Raw genomic sequence first — 24489 nt, forward strand, 5'->3', positions numbered from 1 at the left:
GATGGCCGATCTGACACTGACCGATGTCGCCAAATCCTATGGTGACGTGCATGTTCTGCGAAACATCGACCTGAAGATCCGGTCGGGCGAATTCATCGTCTTTGTCGGTCCCTCGGGCTGCGGCAAGTCCACCCTTTTGCGGATGATCGCAGGGCTGGAGCGGATCACCGGCGGCACGCTGGAAATCGACGGGCAGCGGATGAACGACATCCCGCCCAGCCAGCGGGGCATCGCCATGGTGTTCCAGTCCTATGCGCTGTATCCCCACATGACGGTGCGCGACAACATGGCCTTTGCCCTCAAGATCGCGGGCAAGTCCAGGGCCGAGGTGCAGGAGGCCACCGACCGGGCGGGCCGGATGCTGCAACTGACCCCGTATCTGGACCGGCTGCCCAAGGCGCTGTCGGGCGGACAACGCCAGCGGGTCGCCATCGGGCGGGCCATCGTGCGCGACCCCAAGGTCTATCTGTTCGACGAGCCGCTGTCGAACCTCGACGCCGCCCTGCGCGTCGCCACCCGGATCGAGATCGCGCAGCTCAAGGCCTCGATGCCCGACCGCACGATGATCTATGTGACCCACGACCAGACCGAGGCGATGACGCTGGCCGACCGCATCGTGGTGCTGGCGGGCGGCGGCATCGCCCAGGTCGGCGCCCCGCTGGAGCTGTACGAACGCCCGGTCAACGAATTCGTCGCGGGGTTCATCGGCAGCCCGGCGATGAACCTGCTGCCCGGCCGCGTCAAGACCGTGGGGCCGGTGACGACCGTGGCGCTGGACGGCGGGCTGGAGGCGCAGGTGGCGATCCCGACCCGCGCGGGCGATCAGGACATGCCCGTGAACCTGGGTGTGCGGCCCGAGGACATGCGCGAAACCGAGGGCACCCCCGTCTTCGAGGGGACCGTGGACCTGACCGAGGCCCTGGGCGAGGTGACGCTGCTGTATTTCGGGACCCAGGCCGAAATGGTCCCGGTCATTGCAAAGCTTCCCGGCATCCATCCCGGCCTCAAGGGTCGGCGCGTACGGCTGACGGCCGATCCGCACGCCCTGCATCTGTTCCACAAGGGGCAGTCGCTTTTGTATCGCGACGGCGCGGACAGCCTGCCGCCCTATCAGCCGCGTCTGGCTGCGCCATCGGGCAGCCTGGGCGGCGCGCCCGCCGGTCCGCGCGATGGGGGCGACCGGATCGCGCAGGGGGTGATCAAGCCCGAAGGACCGGCCCGCTGAGCCCAGGTCCCCGGTCAGCGACCAAAGTCGTGAATTGCGCGATGGCGAATCTGCGCTAGTCTTCCGGCAGGAGGACTCATGGCACAGCGTAGCCACGCCGATCTCGTGGCCGAACAGTCGCAGTCGCGATCCGCGACCTCGGCTCTGGCCGCATCATGGCGGCGGTCCATGCTGAAGCATGGACTCGATCCCGCCGACGGGCGCCGTCCCGACCGCCTGACCGGCGACGAACTGGCCTGCCGCAGGCAGGCGATGGAGCGGTTCCTGCGCGTGGCCGCCCCCCAACTGGACCAGTTGTTCGGCCTGGTCGGCCTGTCGGGCTGCAATGTGCTGCTGACGGATGCCGAGGGCGTGGTGCTGGATCAGCGGGTGAATGAGGCCGATGCCGAACAGTTCCGCCACTGGGGCCTGTGGCAGGGCACCATCTGGTCCGAGGCGGCCCAGGGCACCAATGGCATCGGCACCTGTCTGGCCGAGGGCCGGCAGGTCACGATCCATCGCGAGGAACATTTCCGCACCCGCAACACCGCGATGTCCTGCATGGACGCGCCGATCTGGGGGCCGGACGGGCGGCTGCTGGCGGCCCTGGATGTCAGTTCCGCCCGCGCCGACCAGACCGAACGCTATAACCGGCTGATCAGCGCGCAGGTCGCGCAGACTGCCCGCGCGATCGAGGCGGTGTTCTTTCGCGCCAGCTTTCCCGGCGCGCGGATCGTTGCGGCCGACGATTCGACCGAGGCGGCCGTCCTGCTGGCGGTGGACAAGGACGACCTGGCCATCGGCGCCACCCGCGCCGCGCGCCGCGCCCTGGGGCTGGAACGCGAAGGCGCGATCCGCCCCCGTCCCGCCGCCGACCTGCTGGGTCGCGACGACGAGATGACGGGTTTCGACAAGGCAGAGCGGGCCGCCGTGGCGCGGGCCCTGGCGCGGGCAGAGGGCAATGTCTCGGCCGCCGCGCGCGCCCTGGGGATCGGACGGGCGACGCTGTATCGCCGCATGGCCCGGCTGGGCCTGGGCGAAAAATCCGGCTGACTGTCTCATCCATGAGACAGAAGCGGTCCTGCGGGATCGCGGTCCCGTTGCGCCGAATCGTTGCTGTGCCCATCTGTCATCAGGCCCCGAGGAGGGAGACTTCGGGGCGCACCTGAGGAGGAAACGATGCCGAACGACCAGACGCACGAATTCAAGGGCGTGGGCGTGATGCCCTTTGCCCGGCGTTACGACAACTTCATCGGCGGGCAGTGGACCGCGCCGAAATCGGGCCGCTATTTCACCAACACCACCCCCATCACCGGGGCCGAGATCGGCGAAATCGCCCGGTCGAACGCCGACGACATCGAGGCTGCGCTGGACGCCGCCCATGCCGCCAAGGACAAATGGGGCCAGACCGCCGCTGCGGAACGGTCGCTGATCCTGCTGCGCATCGCCGACCGGATGGAGCAGAACCTGGAATTGCTGGCCACCGCCGAAACCTGGGACAACGGCAAGCCGATCCGCGAAACGATGGCCGCCGACCTGCCGCTGGCGATCGACCATTTCCGTTATTTCGCGGGCGTGCTGCGCGCGCAGGAAGGCGGCATCAGCGAAATCGACAACGACACCGTCGCCTATCACTTTCACGAGCCGCTGGGCGTCGTGGGCCAGATCATCCCCTGGAACTTTCCGCTGCTGATGGCCTGCTGGAAGCTGGCCCCGGCGCTGGCGGCCGGCAACTGCGTGGTGCTGAAGCCCGCCGAACAGACCCCCGCCAGCATCATGGTCTGGCTGGATCTGGTGGGCGACCTGCTGCCGCCGGGCGTGCTGAACGTCGTCAACGGCTTCGGACTCGAGGCCGGCAAGCCGCTCGCGTCGAACCCGCGTATCGCCAAGATCGCCTTTACCGGGGAAACCACCACCGGCCGGCTGATCATGCAGTATGCGTCGGAAAACCTGATTCCGGTGACGCTGGAACTGGGCGGCAAGTCGCCTAACATCTTCTTCGAGGATGTCGCCCGCGAGGATGACGATTTCTTCGACAAGGCGATCGAGGGCTTTGTCATGTTCGCGCTGAACCAGGGCGAGGTCTGCACCTGCCCGTCGCGCGCGCTGATCCACGAAGGGATCTATGACCGCTTCATGGAACGCGCCCTCAAGCGGGTCGAGGCGATCAAGCAGGGCGATCCGCGCGACAGCGCCACGATGATCGGCGCGCAGGCATCGTCGGAACAAAAGGAAAAGATCCTGTCCTATTTCGACATCGGCCGCAAGGAAGGGGCCGAGGTTCTGATCGGTGGAGAGGCGGCCGATCATGGCGGCGAACTCTCCAGCGGCTATTACATCAAGCCGACGATCTTCAAGGGCCACAACAAGATGCGGGTCTTCCAGGAGGAGATCTTCGGCCCGGTCGTGTCCGTGACCACCTTCAAGGACCAGGACGAGGCGCTGTCGATCGCCAACGACACGCTGTATGGTCTGGGCGCGGGCGTCTGGTCGCGCGACGCCAACACCTGCTACCGCTTTGGCCGCGCGATCAAGGCGGGCCGGGTCTGGACCAACTGCTATCACGCCTATCCCGCCCACGCGGCCTTTGGCGGCTACAAGCAGTCGGGCATCGGGCGCGAGAACCACAAGATGATGCTGGACCATTACCAGCAGACCAAGAACATGCTGGTCAGCTACAGCCCCAAGAAGCTGGGCTTTTTCTGACGCGGGCGGGCCGGGGCGAACCTGGCCCGTCGCCGCACGTTCCCTGCCGTTGTGCAACCCTTCCCGTCGGCGCAACCAACGGCAGGGGACGGCGTTGAACCGGAAGCGATCGCTTCCGGTTCAACGCATGCCCAAGGACACCGCCATCCCCGACCCCCGCGATGCCGCGAAAGAGGCGGGGTTGGTCTATGTCAACGACGACATGCCGGGGATCACCCGGCAGCGGTCGGGAAAGGGGTTTTGCTATCGTGACCCCGACGGGCACATCATCACCGACCGTGCCGAACGCCGGCGGCTCGCAGCCCTGGGGGTTCCGCCCGTCTATACCGATGTCTGGATCTGTCCCGATCCGCGCGGCCATATCCAGGCGACGGGGCGCGATGCCAAGGGCCGCAAGCAATACCGCTATCACCCCGATTTCCGCGCCATCCGCGACAGCGCCAAATACGACCACATGCTGGACTTTGCCCATGCCCTGCCGCAGATCCGCGACCGTGTGGACCAGGACATGTCGCGCCGGGGACTGCCCGCCGAAAAGGTGCTGGCGACCGTGGTCCATCTGATGGAAAACACCATGATCCGCGTGGGCAATGCCGATTACGCCCGGCAGAACAAGTCGCACGGGCTGACTACCCTGCACGACCGGCATGTGACCTTTGACGGCAGCCAGGTGCGGTTCCGCTTCAAGGGCAAGTCCGGCAAGGAGTGGAACCTGGGCCTGAAGGACCGAAGGGTGGCCCGGATCGTGCGGGCCGCGCAAGAGATTCCCGGCCAGCACCTGTTCCAGTATCTGGATGACGACGGACAGCGGCAGAAGGTCACCTCGACCGAGGTGAACGGCTATCTGCGCAAGATTTCCGGCCGGGACGTCACCGCCAAGGATTTCCGCACCTGGACCGGCACGGTGCTGGCGGCCCTGGCCCTTGCGGAATACGAGACAGGCGACAGCGAAGCCGCCGCCAAGCGCAACATCCGCGAGGCCATCGAACGGGTCGCGGCCCGGCTTGGCAACACCCCGACGATCTGCCGCAAATGCTATGTCCATCCCGAAGTCATCGACGCCTATCTGGCCGATGAGTTAAAGCTGGAACTGCGCGACGAGATCGAGGAGGATCTGCAACAACCCGGCCTTCGCCCCGAAGAGCGGCAGGTGCTGGAGTTCCTGAAGAAAAGGCTGAAGACATGAGCACGGTCACCGCCACCCCCGCCGCCCTGGACCTGATCGCCGAGATCGTGGCCGATCACGGCCCGGTCCTGTTCCACCAGTCGGGCGGCTGTTGCGACGGGTCGTCGCCGATGTGCTATCCGCAGGGCGATTTCCGCGTGGGCGAGCGCGACGTGAAGCTGGGCGAAATCGGCGGGGCGCCGTTCTACATCAGTGCCAGTCAGGCCGAGGCCTGGGCCCATACCGACCTGATCATCGACGTGGTGCCGGGACGCGGCGGCATGTTCAGCCTGGACAACGGTCGGGAAAAACGGTTCCTCACCCGGTCGGAAATCTGTTCGGTCTGATTGGCAGGACGCGGGCCGTCGCCTATAACGCCCCCAGCAAAGGGGATCGGACCATGGCATACAGCGTTTTCATCGATGGCGAGGCGGGCACCACGGGGCTGCAGATCCGCGAGCGGCTGGAAACGCGCGACGACATCCGCCTGATCGGGATCGACCCCGACCGCCGCAAGGATGCCGATGCCCGGCGTGCGGCCTTTGAACAGGCGGATGTCGCGATCCTGTGCCTGCCCGACGATGCCGCGCGCGAGGCCGTGGCCTTGGCGCGGGATCTGGACACGCGGATCATCGACGCATCCACCGCGCACCGGGTGGACCCGGATTGGGTGTTCGGGTTCCCCGAACTGAACGCGGGCGCGCGCGACCGGATCGCGGGCGCCCGGCGGGTCAGCAATCCCGGCTGCTATCCCACCGGCGCCATTGCGATTCTGGCGCCGTTGGTCGCGGCGGGCCTGATCGCGCCGGACGAGGCGCTGTCGATCAACGCCGTCAGCGGTTATACCGGCGGCGGCAAGGCGTTGATTGCGGAATACGACCGCGGCGAGGCTCCGGCCCATTTCGTCTATGGCCTCAACCAGCGGCACAAGCATATCCCCGAAATCATGACCCACGCGGGCCTGACCCGGCAGCCGATCTTTGCGCCGGCGGTCGGCAACTTTGCGCAGGGCATGGTCGTGCAGGTGCCGCTGTTCCTGAACGACCGCAGGACGCTGGACAGCCTGACCGCCGTGCTGTCAGACCATTATGCCGGGCAGCGCTTCATCGAGGTCGGGGACGATCCCGGGGCGCGGATCGTGCCGACCGACCTGAACGACACCAACCGGCTGCGCATCACCGTGCAGGGGGACGCGCAGAGCGGCTGCGCCACGGTGGTCGCGGTTCTGGACAACCTGGGCAAGGGCGCCTCTGGCGCAGCGGTCCAGAACCTGAACATCATGCTGGGGGCCGACGAAGGCGCCGGGCTCTAGCATGGCCCGGACCTAGGGCGCCGCAACGGCCCCTTCGGCCAGACGCACCAAATCGGCGGCGGGCCGGGCGCCGGCCTGCCGGGTGATTTCCCTGCCGTCCCGAAACAGGACAAAGGCCGGAATGCCCCGGATGTTCCAGCGATCCGAGGCCTGGGGATGGGCCTGAGTGTCGATCTTGGCCAGCCGCGCGCGGCCTTGCAGCGCGGCCGCGGCCTTTTCGAATTCCGGTGCCGTCATCCGGCAGGGGCCGCACCACGGCGCCCAGAAATCCACCAACAGCGGCACCTGATCGGTCCGCGCCGCCTTGTCCAGCGTCGCCGGATCGACCGCAACGGGTTTCCCGGGCATCAGCGGCGCGCCGCAGGTGCCGCATTTCGGCTGGGCATCCAGCCGGTCGGCGGGAACGCGGTTGGTCTGCGCGCAGGACAGACAGACGATCTTTCTGGGCGACATCATGGCCTCCTGTTTCCACGGGAATATGAGGCCGCGATGGCGGGGTTCAAGCCGGTGCGGCCTGTCCTGCGGCTGCCTTATTCCGCCGCCTCGGCATAAGCTTCCAGCGGCGGGCAGGTGCAGACCAGGTTGCGGTCGCCATAGGCGTTGTCCACCCGGCCCACCGGCGGCCAGTACTTGTCCACCCGGAACGCGCCCGCCGGAAAGCATCCCTGCTCGCGGCTATAGGCGCGGTCCCAGTCGGCCACCAGATCCTCGACCGTGTGGGGGGCGTGGCGCAGCGGGCTGTCGGTCGCCGCGATCCGTCCTTCCGCAACCTCGGTGATTTCGTCCCGGATCGCCAGAAGGGCCGTGATGAAGCGGTCGATCTCGGCCTTGGTCTCCGATTCCGTGGGTTCCACCATCAGCGTGCCCGCGACAGGCCAGCTCATGGTGGGCGCGTGGAAGCCGTTGTCGATCAGCCGTTTGGCGATGTCGTCCACGGTGACGCCATGTTCGGCAAAGGGCCGCGTGTCGATGATGCATTCATGCGCGACCCGGCCCCGGTTGCCCATGAACAGGATCGGATAGGCCCCGGCCAGGCGGGCGGCGATATAGTTCGCGTTCAGGATCGCCACCCGCGTCGCCTGCGTCAGCCCCGCCCCGCCCATCATCAGGCAATAGGCCCAGGAAATCAGCAGGATCGACGCGCTGCCAAAGGGCGCCGCGCTGACCGCGCCGCTGTCGTCGTCGCGCGGATCGCCCGGCAGGAAGGGTGCCAGATGCGCCTTGACCCCGATCGGTCCCATGCCGGGGCCGCCGCCGCCATGCGGGATGGCAAAGGTCTTGTGCAGGTTCAGGTGGCTGACATCGCCGCCGATCTCGCCCGGTTTGACCAGTCCGACAAGCGCGTTCATGTTGGCCCCGTCGATATAGACCTGCCCGCCATGCCTGTGGGTGATGTCGCAGACCTCGCGCACGGTGTCCTCGAACACGCCATGCGTGCTGGGATAGGTGATCATCACCGCCGCCAGCCGGTCGCCCGCCTTGGCGGCCTTGTCCGCGAAATCCTCGAGGTCGATGTCGCCGTTCGGCGCCGACTTCACCACCACGACCTTCATGCCGCACATCTGCGCCGAGGCCGGGTTGGTGCCATGCGCCGAAACCGGGATCAGGCAGACATCGCGATCCTCGCCCCGCGAACGGTGATAGGCGGCGATGGTCAGAAGCCCCGCATATTCGCCCTGCGCGCCGCTGTTGGGCTGCATGGAAAAGGCGTCGTATCCGGTGATCTCGCACAGCTTCCCGGTCAGATCGGCGATCGCCTCGCCATAGCCCGCAGCCTGATCGACGGGGGCAAAGGGATGCAGCGCGCCGAATTCGGGCCAGGTGATCGGCATCATCTCGGCCGCGGCGTTCAGCTTCATGGTGCAGGATCCCAGCGGGATCATCGCCCGGTCCAGCGCCAGGTCGCGGTCCGACAGGCGGCGCATATAGCGCATCATCTCGGATTCCGCGCGGTTCATGTGAAAGACGGGATGGGTCAGGTAATCCGATTCCCGCAGCAGATCCTCGGGGATGGCCGGGGCGGTCGCGGGTTCGGCCGCATCGGCGATGCCAAAGGCATCCAGCAGCCGCAGGATCACGCCGGCATCGGTGGTTTCATCGACGCTGATGCCCACCCGGTCGCGGCCCACGCGGCGCAGGTTGATGCCGCGTTGGCGGGCGGCGGCCAGGATGCCCGCCTGGCCCACGCCCACCTTGACGGTGATGGTGTCGAAGAACGCCTCGGGCGCCACCTCGGCCCCCGCGGCCCGCAGCGCATCGGCGATGGTGACGGCGTGCAGATGCACCCGCTGGGCAATCGCGCGCAGGCCGACGGGGCCGTGAAAGACGGCATAAAAGGACGCCATCACCGCCAGTAGCGCCTGCGCGGTGCAGACGTTGGACGTGGCCTTTTCGCGGCGGATGTGCTGTTCGCGGGTTTGCAGCGACAGCCGATAGGCCTGGTTGCCCTTGGCGTCGATGCTGACGCCCACGATCCGCCCCGGCATGGTACGCTTCAGATCGTCCCGGCAGGCCATGAAGGCCGCGTGCGGCCCGCCATAGCCCATCGGCACGCCGAACCGCTGCGACGATCCCACCGCGATGTCGGCCCCCATGGCCCCCGGCTCCTTCAGCAGGCACAGCGCCAGAAGGTCGGTCGCCACGATGGCCAGGGCGCCCGCCTTGTGCAGCGCCTCGATGTCCGGGCTCAGGTCGCGGATATGGCCGTAGGTGCCGGGATATTGAAAGATCGCACCGAACACCTGATCGGGTTGCAGGTCGTCGATCGAGGCCTTGACGATGCGGATGCCCAGGGGTGCGGCCCGCGTTTCGACCACGGCAATGGTCTGGGGATGCAGGTCATGGGCCACGAAGAACGCATCAGCCTTGGACCTGGACTGCCGCTGCGCCATGGCCATCGCCTCGGCCGCCGCCGTCGCCTCGTCCAGCAGGGACGCATTGGCGATGGGCAGGCCGGTCAGATCGGCCACCATGGTCTGATAATTCAGCAGGGCTTCCAGCCGCCCCTGGGCGATTTCGGGCTGATAGGGCGTATAGGCCGTGTACCAGGCCGGGTTTTCCAGGATGTTGCGCTGGATCGCCGGGGGCGTCACCGTGCCGTAATAGCCCTGGCCGATCAGGCTGGTCATCACGGTGTTCCTGGCCGCGACCTGTCGCATCCGCTCCAGCAGCGCCGCCTCGGACAAGGCGGGCCAGTCAAGCGCCCGGTCCTGCCGGATCGCGGCGGGGATGGTCTGCTCGATCAGCGCGTCCAGGCTGTCGGCGCCGACAGCCTTCAGCATCGCCTCCATCTCGGCCGGGGACGGCCCGATATGGCGGCGGTTGGCGAAATCGTCGGGGTTGTAGTCGGTGGGGGTCCAGCGGGTCATGGTCGCCATCTCTCCAGGGCGTCTTTGCCTTGGTTCAAATATCCTCGGGGGTCCGGGGGCAGACAGCCCCCGGCTTGGCCATCAGCCGATCAGCGCCTGATAGGCGGCCTCGTCCATGAAGCCGTCCAGGGCAGCGGGATCGGTGGGCTTGATGCGAAAGAACCAGGCGGCCAGCGGGTCGTCGTTCACGCGGCCCGGCGCGTCGGACAGGGCCGTGTTGACCGCCGTGATCGTGCCCGCAATGGGGGCCGCGATGTCGGATGCCGCCTTGACCGATTCGATCACCACGATCTCCTCGCCCGCCGCGACCTCGCGGCCCACGTCGGGCAGTTCGATGAAGACGACATCGCCCAGTTGCTCGCTGGCATGGGCGGTGATGCCGACGACGATCTCGTCGCCCTCGGCGCGCAGCCATTCGTGGTCTTGGGTGTATTTCAGCATGGGTTCAGGCTCCTCGGCGTTTGTAGGACGGCGTGATGAAGGGCAGGGGGACGATGGCGGCGGGAACGCGCTTGCCGCGCAGTTCGGCGTAGACCGTTGCGCCATCCGGCAGTTCCGCAGGCAGGCGGGCCATGGCGACCGGACCGCCGACCGACGGCCCGAAGCCGCCGGACGACACGTGGCCGATGGGGCTGCCCCCCTCGGCCTCGGCAAAGATCGCCACGCCTTCGCGGATGGGCGCCCGGCCCTCGGGGCGCAGGCCGCGCCGGATCGCCGCCGGTCCGCTGCTCAGTTCCGCCAGCACCGCGTCATCTCCCGGAAAGCCGCCTTCGCGCGCGCCGCCGCTGCGCCGGACCTTGGGGATCGACCAGCCCAGCGCGGCCTGCGCGGGGGTCACATCCGGGTCCATGTCATGCCCGTAAAGCGGCATTCCGGCCTCCAGCCGCAGGCTGTCGCGGGCGCCCAGGCCGATGGGGGCCACCTCGGGCTGGTCCAGCAGGGCCTGGGCAAAGGAGTGCAGTTCCGGGGCAGGAACCGAGATCTCGAACCCGTCCTCGCCGGTATAGCCAGACCGGGAGATCCACAGATCGACCCCGTTCCAGGCGTGGACCCGGCTGTCCATGAAGCGCATGTCGGCTGCCTCGGGCACCAGCCGGGCCAGCACATCCGCCGCCAGCGGCCCTTGCAGGGCCAGCAATCCGCGGTCGGCGACGGGCGTCACCTGCACCCCCGCCAGAGTCTGAAGATGGGCGATGTCCCGATCCGCGCAGGCGGCGTTGACCACAAGCAGGAAATGATCGCCCCGGTTGGCAAACATCAGGTCGTCCAGGATGCCGCCCCGGTCGTTCGTGAACAGCCCGTAACGTTGCCGCCCCGGCGCCAGGCCCAGGACATCGGCGGGGATCAGGCGCTCCAGGGCCAGGGCGGCTGTTTCCATGCGGCCGTCGCGGGGCGTCACCAGAACCTGTCCCATGTGGCTGACATCGAACAGCCCCGCCTGTGCGCGGGTGTGCAGGTGTTCGGCCATGACGCCCATCGGGTATTGAACCGGCATGTCCCAACCCGCAAAGGGCACGGTGCGGGCGCCCAGCGACCTGTGCAGATCGTAAAGGGGAGTCCGGCGCGGATCGTCGGTCATGCGACCTCCTTCTCAAACAGCCGGACAGCCGGCATCGGGTTGCGGGCGGATGCCCGTTCGATGCCCCCTCTGTCCCTGCCCGGCCCGGTTCAACCGTTTCGGGCGCCTGAGATCGTTATCCCTTCGGCGGACGCGAACGCCACTCTCCAGAGTTCTGGCGGAAAACGGTCCTTCTGCCTGAGAGTTCGCCGGGGCGGCTGCTCCTTCGGCACTGGCGCGGGCCAGCTTCTCCCGAATTCCGATGGACGAGAGCTAGCCGCGCGTTCGGCGCAAGGCAAGCCTTTTGTCGGACACCCCCTGCCGCCGGGATGGTCCGGCGGCCTAAAGCGTGGCGTTCAGGGCGCCGCCGTCCAGCAGAAGGTTCTGCCCGATGATGAAGCGGGCCTGCTGGCTGCACAGGAAGGCGCAGGCGGCGCCGAAATCCGCCGCTTCGCCATAGGTGCCGGTGGGAATCCCCGCCTGTCGCTGGCGCCGCGCCTCGTCCAGGGACAGGCCCTGCTTCTCGGCCACGCCCGTGTCCAGGCTGACCGCCCGGTCGGTGGCATGGATGCCGGGCAAAAGGTTGTTCACGACGACGCCGTGGCCCGCCACCTGCCGCGACATGCCGGCGACAAAGCCTGTCAGCCCCGCGCGCGCCGTGTTGGACAGGCCCAGCACCGACACCGGTGAGCGGACCGAGGCCGAGGTGATGTTGACCACCCGGCCCCAACCGCGATCCATCATGCCGGGAACCAGGGCCTGCATCAGCGCGATGGCCGACAGCATGTTGGCATCGATGGCGCGGATGAAGTCATCGCGGTTCCAGTCCCGCCAGTCGCCGGGGGGCGGGCCGCCCGCGTTCGTGACCAGAATGTCGGCCTGACCCACGGCGTCGAGCACGCGGTCCCGGCCTTCGTCGGTGGTGATGTCGGCGGCAACCGGGGTCACGCTGACACCGTGTTTCGCGGCAATCTCAGCGGCCGTACGGGCGATTTCGGATTCGGTGCGGCTGTTGACGACCAGATCGACCCCCGCCTCGGCCAAGGCCTCGGCGCATCCGCGGCCAAGCCCTTTCGACGCCGCGCAGACCAGTCCGCGCTTTCCCCTGATGCCTAGATCCATGACCATCCCTCCTGCTCTGCCGGCAGAATGCGCGCCAAGCGGGAAATGTCAAACCCAAGGAGGGAGCAGGCGGCCAGGGGGGGTGGTGATGCCCAGGGCCGCTTCGATCCATGACGACGAACCCGGCAAGGCAGGCCCCCGAGGCTATTTCGCGCAGGCGCGAATCGGCCCCATCATCGGCAAGCCCGGACACGAAAGGCCGATTTCCTGTCCTGATCCGGCCCTTTCCGGCGATCTGGGCCGAGCCGAGGAGCGGGCCGAGGCTCTCTGCCATGGCCCAGGTCCGGCGGGGATGGGTAGGGGGCCGAAGCCTTTGGGTGGCGGGTGAGAGAATGTCTGGGGTGATAAACGTCTGACCCGCCACCCTTGTCGCGATGTGGCTCTCTGCCGGCGGGTGCGGGCAGCTCTGACGACGACTGGGCGATGTCCGGGCTGCGACTGCGCAATGGGGGGCCGTGCAGGCTGTCCCTATCCGCCCGGTTGACCGCCAAGGCACGCGAAAGGGCCAGCGATTCGGTCCGGAGTGGACCGGCGCCGTCAGGGACGCTGCATGAGCTGTTCCACCGCCGGCTGGCTTCCGCAGCCGACGATCATTCGATCCTGGTTTCCTGGAACAAGGTGCCAGCCGATGTCATCGGCTGGCTGCCGCCGCAGGACGGCGGGCTGCATCTGGCCCTGCGGCCGGCGTCACTGGCCGCATCGCGACACCCGGCCTTGGCACCGAGGGAATGTTTTGGTCAGATCCTGATCCGGCGATACGCCACAGCCGGTGTCAGGCTGCTGCCTGCGCGGCCGTTCGGATGGCCGCGATGGTGGCGCCATAAGCCTTTGCCCGGTTCACCGAGCCGCCCTGGAACACGGCCGACCCCGCCACCAGCACATCCGCCCGGGCCCTGGCGGCCAGGGGAGCCGTGGCCGGGTCGATGCAGCCATCTCCCTGAGGATGGGGACCGGTCGCCGATCATGCCGCGCAGCCTGGCGATCTTCAATCTGGGTGCGATGAAACTTCTGCCCGCCGAAACCGGGGTTCACCGTCATCACCAGCACCATGTCGCACGAATCCGGCAGGTATCCGACTGTCTTGACAGGGGTGCCGGGATCGAGCGCGATTTCCGCCTTTTTCCCGGTGGCCCGGATCGCTTGAAGGGTAGGGGGGCCATGGGCTCCCGCCTCGACATGGGCGGTGATGATGTCCTCACCCGCCTCGGCAGGGGCCTTGGATAAAGGGATCGACCGGGGCGATCATCAGATGCACGCCCATGACCGTGCGGACATGGGGACGAAAAGCGTGCAAGGCGCGCGGGCCGAACGTCAGGTTCGGCACGAAATGGCCATCCATGACATCCGCATGGACCCCGCCGGCGCCCTGCGCCTCGATCGCCTGGATTTCGCGTCCGGAATCGGCGAAATCGGCAGGCAGGATCGACAGGGCGAACTTGATGGACCGGTCGAAGGCCACGGCAATCTTTTTGGCAACACTTGGCAGGCCTTGGCTCTTCGTGCCCATGTCCCGTCAAGTCCGTCCTGTCACGCCCGCCCCAAAGCGCCCATGGGCAGAGGCAGACACTGACACGGCCGGAACGGCGGCGGCACAAGAACTGTCTTGCCAATGACCCGGATGGCGCAGCCGCGTCCGGTCGTTCCATGGCCACGCCGGTTTTTTTACCGCGCGTCGCGCAACGCCTCGACCTCGCTGGCCAGGACCGATCCTCCGCCCAGAAGGATCAGCTTTGCACCTTGGGCCCCCATTTCGGCCTCGACGACCCTGGCATAGGCCCCTACCGGATCTTCGGAAATCACCTCGCCCGCGCGACTGCTTTCGACAGTAAAGGAATAGCGGCCGTCGGGCAGTTTCCCGCCTTGGGCGTCGCGGCCATACCAGTCGATCTGACCCTCTCCGGGGCCGATCTCCTCGCGCGCGATTTCAGCCCCGGCCGCATTGCGCGCAACCAGGACGACGCTGTCGGCGCGGCTGTCCGGTGCAATGTCCAGGGTCACGGGTTCGTCGCCGAACCAGACAGGCTCGGTCGTGCGGACCTCCTTGCCGATCCATGTCGCAACCTGCCCCAGTCCATCGCCAAGCTGAGCGGCCATCTGCGCCAGAAGCTTGTTGGTCTGGGCCTGCTGCTCGACTCCGGAAAAGGTTGCAAGCTGGACCGCGAAATCGCTGCCCTCCATCGGATTGAGCGGGTCCTGGTTGCGCAGTTGCGTTGTCAGCATCTTCAGAAACGTGTCGAAATTCGCCGAGATGGCCGACGAGGCGTTGGCCGTGCCGGTCGCGGTCGCCGAGGTTGCAGCGGGCGCGCCGCCAAGCGAGGGGATCATGAGGAATGTCCTTTCAGATGCGGATGTCCAGCCGGGCCGAAACGGCGACCGGCGTCCAGGCCAGGGGTACGACCGGCGCGGGGATGGTTGCTGAAATTCCGGCGCGACCGTCGGGGGCCAGCCCGGCAGGATCGTCCCGCTGATCGGAAGAATCAGATGGCGTGTCGCCCCGGAACTCGAACGAGGCCTGCCCCATTCCGGCGTCGCCCAGGCATTCCTGCAAAAAGCTGCCGTTGCGGCGCAACTGGTCCAGAACCTCGGGGCGTTCGACCCAGATCGTCACATGCGGCGCCTGATCGGGTCCCGATACCACCATCCGCAGCCGGCCCAGTTCCTCGGGCGCCAGGGCGATCTCGACCACTTCGCCCCGGGTTATGACCAAAGCCTCGGCGATCTGCCGGGCAACGGGGAGCGCGCGGGCAGAGCGCGGATCGGCCAGGCCCGTCCCCTCGGCCATGCGGGTTTGCGCCGTCAGCGGATCGGCGGGTGACAGACCGGCATCAAGGGCCGGAATGTCGGCAAAGAGGCTTTCGGAAAAAGCTGTCCTGTCGGGGAGGGACATATCGAACACGGGGGCATCCGGCCCCGGTCCGGGAATCGGTCTGACGATCGGACGGCCAGCAAAGGGGGTCGGAGCAGGGGGGGGGCTGGCCAGACCCGGTTCCTCGGCCGCCATCCTGCCCTGCGCCGCCAGCGCATCGGCGGGCAGCAGGCGGGTATCGCGGGCCTGGACATCGGCGGGAAGCCGTTCCGCAAGGTCTGTCTTTTCAAGGGTTCGGGTTGCGGTTGCAGGGTCATCCGGCCGCGCGGGTTCAGCGATCTGCCGGGAAATCCGAACGGCCCGACCGGAGAGACCGGCACGCGATTCGACCAGATCGGATCCCTCGGTTTCCGTGCGGGCCCGCACCACCGGATCGGCGGGCACCAGATCGGCCTCGGTGGCCGGAACGCCGGCTGGCAGTCGTCCGGCAAGGCTTGGCCCCTGCGTCGTGTATGTCCGAGGTTGCGTCGCCAGCGGATCGGCGGGCACCAGATGAGCGTTGCCGACCGAAGCCCCTTTTTCGAGGGGCCCGGCAGGACCTGCATGGCCAGGACCCGGCCCTTCGGGCGCGGCGCCTTTCGGAAGACCGGCCGGCTCCGCCCTGTCTGGGGCAATGTCGGAAAGAGCCGGGGCGGTGGGTTGCGGCAGGCCGGGGATCAGCCCTGCGTCCGCCCCCCGGGTCGCGGCAGGGGGGATGGGCGCGGTTTGCAGGCTGGCCAGCGGGAACAGCAAATCCTGGTCCGCGGTGCGGCTGTCAGGGGGCTGACCCTCCCCCGCGCCCACGACCGCACCGTCCGGCATCGGCATGGCCTTTTCCATCGGCAGGCCGTCCGGCATGGGCGATACCTCCGCCGGCAGATCCCTGTCGGCTTTCTGGACGGTGCTTTTGTCATGCCGTTCGGACAGGGCACCGCTTATTCCCGATAGCGCCTCGACCAGACGTTGCAGAGGGTCGGAGGGGGCATCGGTCCAGGACTGGCTGTCCACTGGAGGCCATGCGGCAAGACCCCCCGCAGGGTCTGCGCCCAGTGAAAAATCCGTACCAGACTCATCGCCCTCGATTCGCGGCGTTGTTTCGGCAGGCGCCGTGGCCTGCAAGGCGATCGTGATCGGCAAGACCATGCTCTGCGACATCCCCGAGATTCCCGGTTGAACCTCACATTTGATAACCCGAATTTCTTACTGTTTATTTACCGCGGTCGGTTATCCAGAAAAAAACCGTTCCAAATCGAGGAAACCATGCTGGTCACGCCGATTCCCGCCTTGCCCGCACCACCAAAGCCCGGTTCCGCAGACCAGTTGGAACAGGCCTTTCTCGAGGAGATGCTGAAATACTGCGGCCCTCGGACGTCCGAGGGCGCCTTTGGCGGCGGTATCGGCGAGGATCAGTTCAGCAGCTTTCTGTCCCGGGAATATGCCGCAGTGCTGGCGGCGCAGCTTGATCTGGGTCTTGCAACGCGAATGGATCTGTCATGAAGCCCGCTCACAAATCCCTGCTGGACGCCGTTCAGGACGCCCTTGTGGCCGGCGACGCCTCTCTGACCCTGGCCCGGATCGAGCTTCTGGCCAAACGGCTGGAGCGGGACCGGATCACGCCCGAAGCCCGAGCCGAATTCGAAGCGGCGCTGCTGCATCTGCGCCGCCTGGCCGAGGATTCGGCGCGCGGCACGCAACGCGCCATCGACCAGATAAAGGACATTCTTGCCACCGCCCGGACGCTGCAAACCTATGACAGCACGGGCCGCCGCCGCCAGACCGCCACCGCAGCGGACCTGCCCCAGCGGTTTTGAATAAAATCCTTTGTGTTCAAAGTTTGAGCGGCGGAGGCAAATTCACTATCCATCAATCACCGGCTGCTAGGACTGCGGTCATGCCGAAAACGGCACAGGGCAAGCGCCCGGGGTCAGAAGGCCAAGACGCCAAACAGCGGATGCAAAGCATCCATCATATCAGAGGATAAGATGTCCAGTATTCTGACCAACAACGGCGCCATCGTCGCCCTGCAGACCCTCAAGAACGTGAACTCCAGCCTGAACAAGGCACAGTCGGAAATCTCGACCGGCAAATCCATCAACAGCGCCAAAGACAACGCGGCGGTCTGGGCGATTTCCAAGGTGATGGAAACCGATCAGTCGGCCTTCAAGGCCATCCAGTCGAACCTGAACGTGGCCGACGCGGTCGTGGGAACTGCCCGCGCCGGTGCCGAGCAGATCACCAACCTGCTGAAGGAAATGAAGGAACTGGCGATCGGCGCGGCCAATGACGCGGCCGATTACGGAAAGATCCAGACCGACATTGCTGCCAAGCAGGAACAGATCGCCTCGATCATCGGCGCTTCGCAGTTGAACGGCATCAATCTGCTGGCAACCGATGTGAATGGTTCGGGTGGCACCAGCTTCACCGTTCTGGGCTCGCTTGACCGGGTGAACGGCACCGCCGTGACCACCGCCGGCAACATCGTCGTGGCAGGCGTCGATTTCGAGGTCGATATCGAAGGCGCGACGATCACCACCATCAGCGATCGCGCAACCGCCCAAACCGCCATCGGTGAAATCGAGGCCCTGATCGATGTCGCCGTCCAAGGTGCGGCCGATCTGGGTTCTTCCGGCAAGCGCATTGCAGACCAGGCGAATTTCGTCGGCAAGCTGGCCGATTCGCTGAAGGTGGGCATCGGCTCGCTGGTGGACGCGGACATGGAGGAGGCCTCGGCCCGCCTGCAGGCGCTGCAGACCCAGCAGCAGCTTGGCATCCAGGCGCTGTCGATCGCCAACCAGTCGCCGTCCGCGATCCTGTCGCTGTTCCGCTGATCCCGATCGGTAGGGGCGCCCCTGGCGCCCCTTCCCCTCTCCCGCCGAACCCCCCAGATCAGGAAGGTCAACCTTGAACGCGGTTCCGTCATTTGCCGGGCATGGCTACGGCAGCAACGTCGTCCGCACAGCGCGCGACGCCGAATACGAAGTCATTTCACGGGTTACTCATCTGCTGCGCCGGGCAGCAGGCGGCGGCTTCGGCCCCGACCTGATCGCGGCGGTTCACAAGAACAACGAATTGTGGACCATTCTGGCCGCCGATCTGGCCAGCCCCGGAAACGCGCTGCCCGATGAGGTCAAGGCAGGGCTTCTTTCGCTTGCTGCGTTCTCGTTGCGCCAGGGTCATCAGGCGCTGGCCGGGTCTGCCCAGGTAGACCCGCTGGTCGACGTCAACATAGCCCTTATGCGCGGCCTGCGCCACGAGGCCGCGGCATGAGCGGCCTGGTCCTGAAACTGGCCCCGAATGAACGGGTTCTGATCAACGGCGCGGTGATAGAGAACGGCGACCGCCGGTCCAAGATCGCCATCCGTACGCCCAATGCCCGGGTCTTGCGTCTCAAGGACGCCATTCATCCCGACCGCGCCATTACCCCTGTCGCCCGCGCCTGCTATATCGCGCAACTGATCCTGTCGGGTGATGCCCGACCCGACGAGGGCAGAGGGCAGTTGCGGCTGGCCATCGCCCAGCTTGCGCAGGTGTTCGACACGGCCGCGGCGCAAGCGGCGCTAAGGGACGCTGCCGCCAGCGTCGAGGACGATGCGATCTATCCTGCCTTGCGTCGGCTGCGCGAACTGCTGCCGCTCGAAGAGCAGCTTTTGCAGGCACGCCGCCAGTGAGGACGCCATGACCCCGGCCATCAGCATCGGACTGGGCGGCATTGCAGGCTGGCGTGTCCTGCAGCGGACCGAGGCCCGTCAAATAGAAATCACCGCCAAGGATGCGATGATCCAGCGGGCGACCGGATATTTTCGCGAAAACCTGACGGCCAGCACGACGGCAGAGGATCTGGTTGGCGATTACCGCATGTTGCAGGTCGCCCTGGGGGCTCATGGCCTGGATGGCGATCTGGCCAACAAGGCATTTATCCGCAAGGTTCTGGAATCCGATCTTGGCGACAGATCGTCTCTGGTCAACCGGCTGGGGGACAAGCGCTATCTCAAGCTGGCGCAGCAATTCCAGACGCGCGACAAGGCCGCGACGCGGGAAGACATGACCCAAGCCTATATCCAGCAACAGTTCCAGAAGCGTGTCGGCCAGAGCGACGAAAGCTATCGCCTTGCCTTGAATGCCCGCAACGAACTTCAGACCTTTGCAACCCGTGCTTCCAGCGATCGGACCATGTGGTTCGAGGTTCTGGGCAACAAGCCCCTCCGCAGGGTCTTCGAAGGCGCATTCGGATTCAGCCCGTCGATGGGCGGCCTGTCTGTCGATCGGCAGGTGGAGGAGTTCACCAAGGCATCCGAACGTGTTCTTGGCAGCAGCAGCTTTGCCAAGCTCGGCACCGCCGAAACCGTAGACAAGCTCATCACCCGCTTCCTGGCCCTGTCCCAAGCTCAGACCAACACCGGCAGCAACCGCTATAGCGCCGCTCTCAGTCTTCTGACCCGATAAGGGTGGCCGACCGCGCCTTTCTGGTGGCGATTCCAGGGGCGGCGGCCCATTTCGGACAGGATGGCCCCTGGCCATGCCCGATTCATTCCCTCAAAAATATTTTTCCTCGCTGCAAACCATCACGCCAGGCAGGAATGGCAAAGGCGTCGGCCCGATATTCCCATGCAGGCGGATCACCTCGGCCCGACGTTGTGCAAGACAACGGCAGGACCGTGTGTCCTGATCTTCATATCCTTGGCCAAAGGGTTCCAAGCAAGGCCAGCGACTGCACGGACACGGCGGACATTGCTGTCGTCGCTGCCCGCTGCAATGGTGCCGCTTGCCGGACGGGATACGAGGCCGACTGCTTCTGCGACCCTCTCGCAGCGCGCGGAATTGACGCCTGCATTCATCTGACTAAAGGGGAAAATCCATCTCCTCCATAAAAAAAGCGATTATATACATTGCAAATAGAATCGTGATCGACTAGATCGATGGTAAGGAAAAGGAACCTTGCCATGTCGATCCTGAGCCGCCCCTACTTCCACGACGAAGAAGCCGCATTTGCTCACTTGGAGCAGGTGATGTGGCCGACCGGCACGGAATGCCCGCACTGCGGCGTGGTCGGCACTGGCGTTAAAATCCCTGCCAACATTGAGAAGCGCGTTCGCAATGGTCTGTGGAAGTGCGGCGACTGCAAGAAGCAGTTCACCGTCCGCGTCGGCAGCGTCTTTGAGGCGTCCAAGGTGCCGCTGCACAAGTGGCTGCAAGCCGTCTACCTGATGACCAGCAGCAAGAAAGGCGTGAGCGCACATCAAATGCACTGTGCGCTCGAAGTGACCTACAAGACTGCATGGTTCATGGCACACCGTATCCGTGAAGCGATGAAGGACGACACCCTGGCAGGCTTCGGCACTGGCGGCGGTGTTGTTGAGGTTGATGAAACCTTCATCGGTAACGACCGCAGCGTGAAGCCGAAAGGTGAGAAGAAAGGCCGTGGCTATGCTCATAAGCACAAGGTTCTGTCACTGGTGGATCGTGGCACAGGCCGCGCCAAGAGCATGGTCGTTGATGACCTGAAAGCCACGACTCTGCTGCCGATCCTGCGCGAGAACATTGCCCGTGAGGCGACCGTTTACACCGACGAAGCAGGCCAGTATCGCAGCCTGTCGGACGACTTCGCAGGCCATGATTTCACCCGCCACGGTGCGGGCGAATATGTGCGCGGCGACGTCCACACCAACACGATTGAGGGCTATTTCAGCATCTTCAAGCTCGGCATGAAGGGCGTCTACCAGCACTGCGGCAAGAAGCACCTGCACCGCTACGTTGCCGAGTTCGAGTTCCGTTATAATCACCGCTCCGCCAATGGCGTTGAGGATGCGGAACGGTCGGTGCTAGCGCTTCTCGGCGCTCGCGGCAAACGGCTCACATATCAAGGGCCTGATTCGAAAGCCTCGCGCGCGTATCACTAAGTAGTCTATTGTGTCAAGTGACGCCTTGTGTTATTGTCAGATCGACTCCCTCGGTAGGAGCCTCCAACCTAAGGCTGGAGGAGCTAGCGACAGCTAGTGGCAGCCGTAGCGCTTGCCTACTACCGGGGGACGATCTTAGCGAAGTTGCCGATGCCAAATTGTGAACTTGCCAGCCTTGGCTGTGTCTATCTTAGGGTTTCTTACGCCTGAACGATAAAGAATATAGTCGGATAGTTCGGATCGTGCGGGTGATGCGTCTTGCTTGGTGCGATGCCCATTAAGATGGAAAGCTATTGCACCAGCAAAGATATCAGACACCCACAGCAGCGGAGTAGTTTTGCTGTTTCGGAATTGGCAGCGCCGATAAGGCCAATCACGGCGATCCCCCGCCTTGCGCCTGCCGCGATTGAGGATAAGACGCAAATCTTCCGGGGTTTGGTTGGTGTTTCTCTGGTCTAGGTAAACATAGAAGTATGCGCTACCGTAGAGCCGCGCAAACTTACTAGCTAGCTGGTATATTTCCTTGTTGAACCCCACCTCTGATGAGCCGTCGTTATAAGCGCGGTGGTTTACCTTGCTAGTGTCAACAACAAGGCTGTGGAACTGAGCGGACACGAAGGACGGGTCATCAAAGAAGCAGTCAACAAGCCGAGTGTAGGCGGCCATTTTGGAGCGTGAGACTTTGCCCCACTTCATCTCGCCGTGTGCAAGTTCTGGAGACCTGGATTCAATCAGTTTTGCGGCGGCTTCTGGAGCCGCATCTGTCCGTATTACAACGCCGCCCAGCATAAGATAGCGGCACTGTGTTTGACTACTTTCATCAATATAAACATCAACGAACATGGAAGAACATGAGTAACAAACCGCCGCAGAGTCAATCCGACAAGTTCAAAGACCTCGCCTGCGAAGTCGAGGCGGACGAGGATGAAGCAGCGTTTGATCGTGCACTAGCAGCTATGCGGACGACCGATAAGCCGTCGAGCGTCATTGAAACGGGCAGGGGCGGGAAACAGGATGCTAAAGGCCGCGATCATTGAGCCACTTCCCGCAGACTGGCTTGGAACGTTTAGACCGTAGGCAACAACAAACACCGGCATACATAAACCTCCATGATTCGTAGGTTCAGCTTACAAGTTGGGTAGCCTGTTTGCGAAGTATATAATCGCCATAACTTTGCCCGTGGAAAGGAAGGATCTTAAATACAGCGTGACTAATCATTCCGCCCAGCGCGGCCGCGCAGGTCCACAGGTGGCTGCGCCGACGCGTGCAGCAGGGCGAACTGCCGCCCGGAGCGTGCATCAGCCAGACCGAGATCGCTTCCATGATGGTCATCAGCCGCCTGGCCGGCGAAGGCTTGGCCAAGGTCTGGCCGCAGCGCGGGACCTTTGTCAGCCGGATTTCGATTTCGGCTGTTTTGTCGGCGCGCTTCATCCGCGAGGCGGTCGAGGCCAACCTGGCCCGGATCGTCGCCGCATCCTGCCAAACGGATGCTCTGACCAGGATGCAAGAGGAAATCGCCCTTCAGCATCGCGCCGATCAGGCAGCGGATGTCGAGAGCTTCATCGAATCAGACGATCGTTTCCACCAACTTCTGGCCCGTGCCGCAGGGCAGGAACCTGTCTGGGCGGCTCTGGATCGCCTCAAGGCGCAGATGAACCGGTTGCGGTACCTGTCGATGCAGAGCTTGACCGCAGCCTGACCATCGGCCAGCACCAGCAGATTCTGGATGCCCTGCGGCAGAGAGATCGTGACGCTGCCGAAAATGCCATGCGCAACCATCTGTGCCCGATGCTGACCGAAATCCCGTTGATGGTGGCGGCCCAGCCCGACTATTTCACCGATTGGAAGAAGATTCGATGCAGCACGCATGGCACGGACCCGATCCGCATATCTCTGTCACCACGGCCGCGATCCGGTTTGACATCCGGCGGATTTTTCCATCCTTGGTGCCGGCCAGCCCGGCCTTTGGGCGTTTCGAGGGGCCGGCAGCCCGGCGTGGTCCGGGACTGGTCCTGTTCTGCCGCCCCGGACCTGCATAATGCCGCGCATCCTGTCGTTGGGCGAGGCGATGGTGGAACTGGGCCGGGCGGACCACCCTGACCTGTGGCGGCCGGGCATCGCGGGCGACACGCTGAACACCGCCTGGTATCTGCGCCGGTTGCTGGGCGCGGATTGGCAGGTCGATTACTTGTCGCGCGTGGGCACGGGCGCGTTTTCCCAGCAGATGGTGGATTTTCTGGCGGCCCCGGGGGTCGGCACCACCCATATCGGGCGCGATCCGGACCGGGAAATCGGGCTGTATGCCATCGGTCTGACGAACGGCGAACGCAGTTTCGCCTATTGGCACGACACATCCGCGGCCCGGGGGCTGGCGGATGATCCGGCGGTCCTGGACGCGGCGCTCGACGGGGCGACGGTCGCCTATTTCTCGGGAATCACGATGGCGATCCTGCCGCCGGAAGCCCGCACGAACCTGTTGGGGGCGCTGGCGCGGGCCCGGACGACAGGGACGCGCGTGGTCTTTGACCCGAACCTGCGCCCGCGCCTGCGGACTGATGCGGGCATCATGCGGCAGGGCATCAGCGATGCGGCGGCGGGCGCCGATCTGGTGCTGCCCAGCTTTGACGACGAAGCGGTGCATTTTGGCGATGCCGACCCCCAGGCAACCGTCACGCGCTATCTGGCACGGGGCGCGGGGCAGGTGGTGGTCAAGAACGGCGGCGGGTCGATCCGCTTTGGCGGGCACGAGGGTTTCGGGATCATCACCGGCCTTGAACCTGAAACCCCCGCGGACAGAACGGCGGCAGGCGACAGCTTCAACGCCGGCTATCTGGCGGCCTGGTTGTCGGGCGCGGATTGCGCGGCGGCGATTGCGGCGGGACACGACCTCAGCCGCAAGGTGATCCGCCATCGCGGTGCCCTGGTGGCCGAGGGGCTGTAGGGGTGGGGTTCACCCCATCCGTTCGGCGACCATGGCCCGCGTGCCGTTCCGCACCAGACCCGATAGCGCCGCCGCCAGCTCTGCCGCAAAGCCTGGATCGCTGCGCAGGGCGGGGGGGAACACCTCGGCCATTCCCAGGAACCCTGCCACCGTTCGCGCCGGATTGTCCTGCCACGGCGCGACCCGCCGTCCGGAAACACAGGCAAGCGGCAGGACCGGCTGCCAGACTTCCAACTCTGAACAAGACGCGCGCCTAGTGTCTGGACCCATAAACGGGATTCCCCGCTGGGCCGAAGTGTGATTCCCTGCGGTTTGAAGCAGGAGGACGGACATGGCTTCGGAGTTCTGGTTAAGCGACGCGCAGTTTGAAC

At 65.4% G+C, this 24489-nt stretch carries 27 protein-coding genes, 1 pseudogene and 1 riboswitch; of the genes and pseudogenes, 18 read left to right on the forward strand and 10 right to left on the reverse strand.

From position 1 onward, the window contains the following. The first annotated feature begins 1 nt into the window (after position 1). From EYE42_RS15230 to argC, 6 genes are all read left to right on the forward strand, one after another. Positions 2 to 1225, forward strand: coding sequence for an ABC transporter ATP-binding protein (locus tag EYE42_RS15230; protein WP_130992168.1), 1224 nt, complete (start codon positions 2 to 4; stop codon positions 1223 to 1225). A 78-nt stretch (positions 1226 to 1303) separates the two neighbouring features. Then, entirely contained in the window at positions 1304 to 2257 is a 954-nt protein-coding gene (locus tag EYE42_RS15235; protein WP_170309515.1) for a helix-turn-helix domain-containing protein, read from the forward strand. 126 nt (positions 2258 to 2383) lie between these two features. Next, positions 2384 to 3910 carry an aldehyde dehydrogenase gene (adh, locus tag EYE42_RS15240; RefSeq protein WP_130992169.1) on the forward strand — a complete coding sequence of 509 codons (1527 nt, stop codon included), beginning with the start codon at positions 2384 to 2386 and terminating at the stop codon, positions 3908 to 3910. Positions 3911 to 4037: 127 nt separating this feature from the next. Further along, complete coding sequence (locus EYE42_RS15245) at positions 4038 to 5096, forward strand: DNA topoisomerase IB (protein ID WP_130992170.1); 1059 nt, start codon at positions 4038 to 4040, stop codon at positions 5094 to 5096. Next, on the forward strand, positions 5093 to 5422 hold the full coding sequence (locus tag EYE42_RS15250; RefSeq protein ID WP_130992171.1) for a DUF779 domain-containing protein: 330 nt from the start codon (positions 5093 to 5095) through the stop codon (positions 5420 to 5422). The genes EYE42_RS15245 and EYE42_RS15250 overlap by 4 nt, the downstream gene beginning before the upstream one ends. Positions 5423 to 5475: 53 nt before the next feature. Further along, on the forward strand, positions 5476 to 6387 hold the full coding sequence (argC, locus tag EYE42_RS15255; RefSeq protein WP_130992172.1) for an N-acetyl-gamma-glutamyl-phosphate reductase: 912 nt from the start codon (positions 5476 to 5478) through the stop codon (positions 6385 to 6387). A gap of 12 nt (positions 6388 to 6399) precedes the next feature. Here the strand turns inward: argC and trxC are convergent, their stop codons facing one another. The 5 genes from trxC to EYE42_RS15280 form a co-directional block, all read right to left on the reverse strand. Beyond that, positions 6400 to 6840, reverse strand: a complete 441-nt coding sequence (gene trxC, locus EYE42_RS15260; protein WP_130992193.1) for a thioredoxin TrxC — start codon at positions 6838 to 6840, stop codon at positions 6400 to 6402. Positions 6841 to 6917: 77 nt separating this feature from the next. Beyond that, positions 6918 to 9755 carry an aminomethyl-transferring glycine dehydrogenase gene (gene gcvP, locus EYE42_RS15265; RefSeq protein WP_130992173.1) on the reverse strand — a complete coding sequence of 946 codons (2838 nt, stop codon included), beginning with the start codon at positions 9753 to 9755 and terminating at the stop codon, positions 6918 to 6920. 81 nt (positions 9756 to 9836) lie between these two features. Next, positions 9837 to 10196: a glycine cleavage system protein GcvH gene (gcvH, locus tag EYE42_RS15270; protein ID WP_130992174.1), complete on the reverse strand. Its 360-nt coding sequence runs from the start codon at positions 10194 to 10196 to the stop codon at positions 9837 to 9839. Between the two features lie 4 nt (positions 10197 to 10200). Further along, complete coding sequence (gcvT, locus tag EYE42_RS15275; protein WP_130992175.1) at positions 10201 to 11334, reverse strand: glycine cleavage system aminomethyltransferase GcvT; 1134 nt, start codon at positions 11332 to 11334, stop codon at positions 10201 to 10203. A 155-nt stretch (positions 11335 to 11489) separates the two neighbouring features. Then, positions 11490 to 11578, reverse strand: a riboswitch (glycine riboswitch). A 77-nt stretch (positions 11579 to 11655) separates the two neighbouring features. Further along, on the reverse strand, positions 11656 to 12435 hold the full coding sequence (locus tag EYE42_RS15280) for an SDR family oxidoreductase (protein ID WP_130992176.1): 780 nt from the start codon (positions 12433 to 12435) through the stop codon (positions 11656 to 11658). Between the two features lie 88 nt (positions 12436 to 12523). On the opposite strand from EYE42_RS15280, the gene EYE42_RS15285 reads away from it, so the two are divergent. After that, positions 12524 to 12763 (forward strand): hypothetical protein, encoded by a 240-nt coding sequence (locus tag EYE42_RS15285; protein WP_130992177.1) that lies wholly within the window; start codon positions 12524 to 12526, stop codon positions 12761 to 12763. A 444-nt stretch (positions 12764 to 13207) separates the two neighbouring features. Here the strand turns inward: EYE42_RS15285 and EYE42_RS15290 are convergent. The 3 genes and pseudogenes from EYE42_RS15290 to fliK all read right to left on the reverse strand — a co-directional run bounded on the left by EYE42_RS15290 (position 13208) and on the right by fliK (position 16435). Beyond that, a pseudogene (locus EYE42_RS15290) lies at positions 13208 to 13894 on the reverse strand (ribulose-phosphate 3-epimerase). Between the two features lie 203 nt (positions 13895 to 14097). Further along, positions 14098 to 14760 (reverse strand): flagellar hook capping FlgD N-terminal domain-containing protein, encoded by a 663-nt coding sequence (locus EYE42_RS15295; RefSeq protein WP_130992178.1) that lies wholly within the window; start codon positions 14758 to 14760, stop codon positions 14098 to 14100. 13 nt (positions 14761 to 14773) lie between these two features. Beyond that, positions 14774 to 16435 carry a flagellar hook-length control protein FliK gene (gene fliK, locus EYE42_RS15300; protein ID WP_130992179.1) on the reverse strand — a complete coding sequence of 554 codons (1662 nt, stop codon included), beginning with the start codon at positions 16433 to 16435 and terminating at the stop codon, positions 14774 to 14776. A 105-nt stretch (positions 16436 to 16540) separates the two neighbouring features. On the opposite strand from fliK, the gene EYE42_RS15305 reads away from it, so the two are divergent. The 7 genes from EYE42_RS15305 (at position 16541) to EYE42_RS15335 (ending at position 21177) form a co-directional block, all read left to right on the forward strand. Continuing rightward, positions 16541 to 16777 (forward strand): rod-binding protein, encoded by a 237-nt coding sequence (locus EYE42_RS15305; protein WP_130992180.1) that lies wholly within the window; start codon positions 16541 to 16543, stop codon positions 16775 to 16777. Next, the gene (locus tag EYE42_RS15310; RefSeq protein WP_130992181.1) at positions 16774 to 17091 is read left to right on the forward strand and encodes a hypothetical protein; all 318 of its coding nucleotides are present in this window, start codon (positions 16774 to 16776) and stop codon (positions 17089 to 17091) included. Before EYE42_RS15305 ends, EYE42_RS15310 begins: the two co-directional genes overlap by 4 nt. A gap of 171 nt (positions 17092 to 17262) precedes the next feature. After that, positions 17263 to 18108 (forward strand): flagellin N-terminal helical domain-containing protein, encoded by an 846-nt coding sequence (locus EYE42_RS15315; RefSeq protein WP_130992182.1) that lies wholly within the window; start codon positions 17263 to 17265, stop codon positions 18106 to 18108. 73 nt (positions 18109 to 18181) lie between these two features. Beyond that, positions 18182 to 18547 (forward strand): flagellar biosynthesis regulator FlaF, encoded by a 366-nt coding sequence (gene flaF, locus EYE42_RS15320; RefSeq protein WP_130992183.1) that lies wholly within the window; start codon positions 18182 to 18184, stop codon positions 18545 to 18547. Further along, positions 18544 to 18948 carry a flagellar biosynthesis repressor FlbT gene (gene flbT, locus EYE42_RS15325; RefSeq protein WP_130992184.1) on the forward strand — a complete coding sequence of 135 codons (405 nt, stop codon included), beginning with the start codon at positions 18544 to 18546 and terminating at the stop codon, positions 18946 to 18948. The genes flaF and flbT overlap by 4 nt, the downstream gene beginning before the upstream one ends. 7 nt (positions 18949 to 18955) lie before the next feature. Then, positions 18956 to 19723: a DUF1217 domain-containing protein gene (locus EYE42_RS15330; RefSeq protein WP_165455821.1), complete on the forward strand. Its 768-nt coding sequence runs from the start codon at positions 18956 to 18958 to the stop codon at positions 19721 to 19723. 497 nt (positions 19724 to 20220) lie between these two features. Further along, a complete protein-coding gene (locus tag EYE42_RS15335) occupies positions 20221 to 21177 on the forward strand; it encodes an IS1595 family transposase (protein WP_130992186.1) in 957 nt (318 codons plus the stop codon). 135 nt (positions 21178 to 21312) lie between these two features. On the opposite strand, the gene EYE42_RS15340 is transcribed toward EYE42_RS15335, so the two are convergent. Further along, positions 21313 to 22020 (reverse strand): DUF3800 domain-containing protein, encoded by a 708-nt coding sequence (locus tag EYE42_RS15340; RefSeq protein ID WP_130992187.1) that lies wholly within the window; start codon positions 22018 to 22020, stop codon positions 21313 to 21315. An 8-nt stretch (positions 22021 to 22028) separates the two neighbouring features. Here EYE42_RS15340 and EYE42_RS15345 point away from each other — a divergent pair, with 8 nt between their 5' ends. The 4 genes from EYE42_RS15345 (at position 22029) to EYE42_RS15355 (ending at position 24118) form a co-directional block, all read left to right on the forward strand. Next, on the forward strand, positions 22029 to 22214 hold the full coding sequence (locus EYE42_RS15345; protein WP_130992188.1) for a hypothetical protein: 186 nt from the start codon (positions 22029 to 22031) through the stop codon (positions 22212 to 22214). Positions 22215 to 22498: 284 nt separating this feature from the next. Continuing rightward, entirely contained in the window at positions 22499 to 22876 is a 378-nt protein-coding gene (locus EYE42_RS16520; RefSeq protein ID WP_281277826.1) for a GntR family transcriptional regulator, read from the forward strand. Between the two features lie 32 nt (positions 22877 to 22908). Next, on the forward strand, positions 22909 to 23277 hold the full coding sequence (locus EYE42_RS16525) for a hypothetical protein (RefSeq protein WP_281277828.1): 369 nt from the start codon (positions 22909 to 22911) through the stop codon (positions 23275 to 23277). Then, positions 23216 to 24118: a sugar kinase gene (locus tag EYE42_RS15355; RefSeq protein ID WP_170309516.1), complete on the forward strand. Its 903-nt coding sequence runs from the start codon at positions 23216 to 23218 to the stop codon at positions 24116 to 24118. Before EYE42_RS16525 ends, EYE42_RS15355 begins: the two co-directional genes overlap by 62 nt. Positions 24119 to 24127: 9 nt before the next feature. Here EYE42_RS15355 and EYE42_RS16530 read toward each other — a convergent pair whose 3' ends face one another. Continuing rightward, a complete protein-coding gene (locus EYE42_RS16530) occupies positions 24128 to 24250 on the reverse strand; it encodes a hypothetical protein (RefSeq protein WP_281277827.1) in 123 nt (40 codons plus the stop codon). Positions 24251 to 24489 lie beyond the last annotated feature (239 nt).

Source organism: Paracoccus subflavus (assembly GCF_004310345.1).
GTDB classification, from domain to species: domain Bacteria; phylum Pseudomonadota; class Alphaproteobacteria; order Rhodobacterales; family Rhodobacteraceae; genus Paracoccus; species Paracoccus subflavus.

Coding starts and splice junctions, on each gene's coding strand:
- EYE42_RS15230 (WP_130992168.1), top strand. CDS start 2: ATGGCCGATCTGACACTGACCGATGTCGCCAAATCCTATGGTGACGTG.
- EYE42_RS15235 (WP_170309515.1), top strand. CDS start 1,304: ATGGCACAGCGTAGCCACGCCGATCTCGTGGCCGAACAGTCGCAGTCG.
- adh (WP_130992169.1), top strand. CDS start 2,384: ATGCCGAACGACCAGACGCACGAATTCAAGGGCGTGGGCGTGATGCCC.
- EYE42_RS15245 (WP_130992170.1), top strand. CDS start 4,038: ATGCCCAAGGACACCGCCATCCCCGACCCCCGCGATGCCGCGAAAGAG.
- EYE42_RS15250 (WP_130992171.1), top strand. CDS start 5,093: ATGAGCACGGTCACCGCCACCCCCGCCGCCCTGGACCTGATCGCCGAG.
- argC (WP_130992172.1), top strand. CDS start 5,476: ATGGCATACAGCGTTTTCATCGATGGCGAGGCGGGCACCACGGGGCTG.
- trxC (WP_130992193.1), bottom strand. CDS start 6,840: ATGTCGCCCAGAAAGATCGTCTGTCTGTCCTGCGCGCAGACCAACCGC.
- gcvP (WP_130992173.1), bottom strand. CDS start 9,755: ATGACCCGCTGGACCCCCACCGACTACAACCCCGACGATTTCGCCAAC.
- gcvH (WP_130992174.1), bottom strand. CDS start 10,196: ATGCTGAAATACACCCAAGACCACGAATGGCTGCGCGCCGAGGGCGAC.
- gcvT (WP_130992175.1), bottom strand. CDS start 11,334: ATGACCGACGATCCGCGCCGGACTCCCCTTTACGATCTGCACAGGTCG.
- EYE42_RS15280 (WP_130992176.1), bottom strand. CDS start 12,435: ATGGATCTAGGCATCAGGGGAAAGCGCGGACTGGTCTGCGCGGCGTCG.
- EYE42_RS15285 (WP_130992177.1), top strand. CDS start 12,524: ATGCCCAGGGCCGCTTCGATCCATGACGACGAACCCGGCAAGGCAGGC.
- EYE42_RS15295 (WP_130992178.1), bottom strand. CDS start 14,760: ATGATCCCCTCGCTTGGCGGCGCGCCCGCTGCAACCTCGGCGACCGCG.
- fliK (WP_130992179.1), bottom strand. CDS start 16,435: ATGTCGCAGAGCATGGTCTTGCCGATCACGATCGCCTTGCAGGCCACG.
- EYE42_RS15305 (WP_130992180.1), top strand. CDS start 16,541: ATGCTGGTCACGCCGATTCCCGCCTTGCCCGCACCACCAAAGCCCGGT.
- EYE42_RS15310 (WP_130992181.1), top strand. CDS start 16,774: ATGAAGCCCGCTCACAAATCCCTGCTGGACGCCGTTCAGGACGCCCTT.
- EYE42_RS15315 (WP_130992182.1), top strand. CDS start 17,263: ATGTCCAGTATTCTGACCAACAACGGCGCCATCGTCGCCCTGCAGACC.
- flbT (WP_130992184.1), top strand. CDS start 18,544: ATGAGCGGCCTGGTCCTGAAACTGGCCCCGAATGAACGGGTTCTGATC.
- EYE42_RS15330 (WP_165455821.1), top strand. CDS start 18,956: ATGACCCCGGCCATCAGCATCGGACTGGGCGGCATTGCAGGCTGGCGT.
- EYE42_RS15335 (WP_130992186.1), top strand. CDS start 20,221: ATGTCGATCCTGAGCCGCCCCTACTTCCACGACGAAGAAGCCGCATTT.
- EYE42_RS15340 (WP_130992187.1), bottom strand. CDS start 22,020: ATGTTCGTTGATGTTTATATTGATGAAAGTAGTCAAACACAGTGCCGC.
- EYE42_RS15345 (WP_130992188.1), top strand. CDS start 22,029: ATGAGTAACAAACCGCCGCAGAGTCAATCCGACAAGTTCAAAGACCTC.
- EYE42_RS16520 (WP_281277826.1), top strand. CDS start 22,499: ATGATGGTCATCAGCCGCCTGGCCGGCGAAGGCTTGGCCAAGGTCTGG.
- EYE42_RS15355 (WP_170309516.1), top strand. CDS start 23,216: ATGCCGCGCATCCTGTCGTTGGGCGAGGCGATGGTGGAACTGGGCCGG.
- EYE42_RS16530 (WP_281277827.1), bottom strand. CDS start 24,250: ATGGCCGAGGTGTTCCCCCCCGCCCTGCGCAGCGATCCAGGCTTTGCG.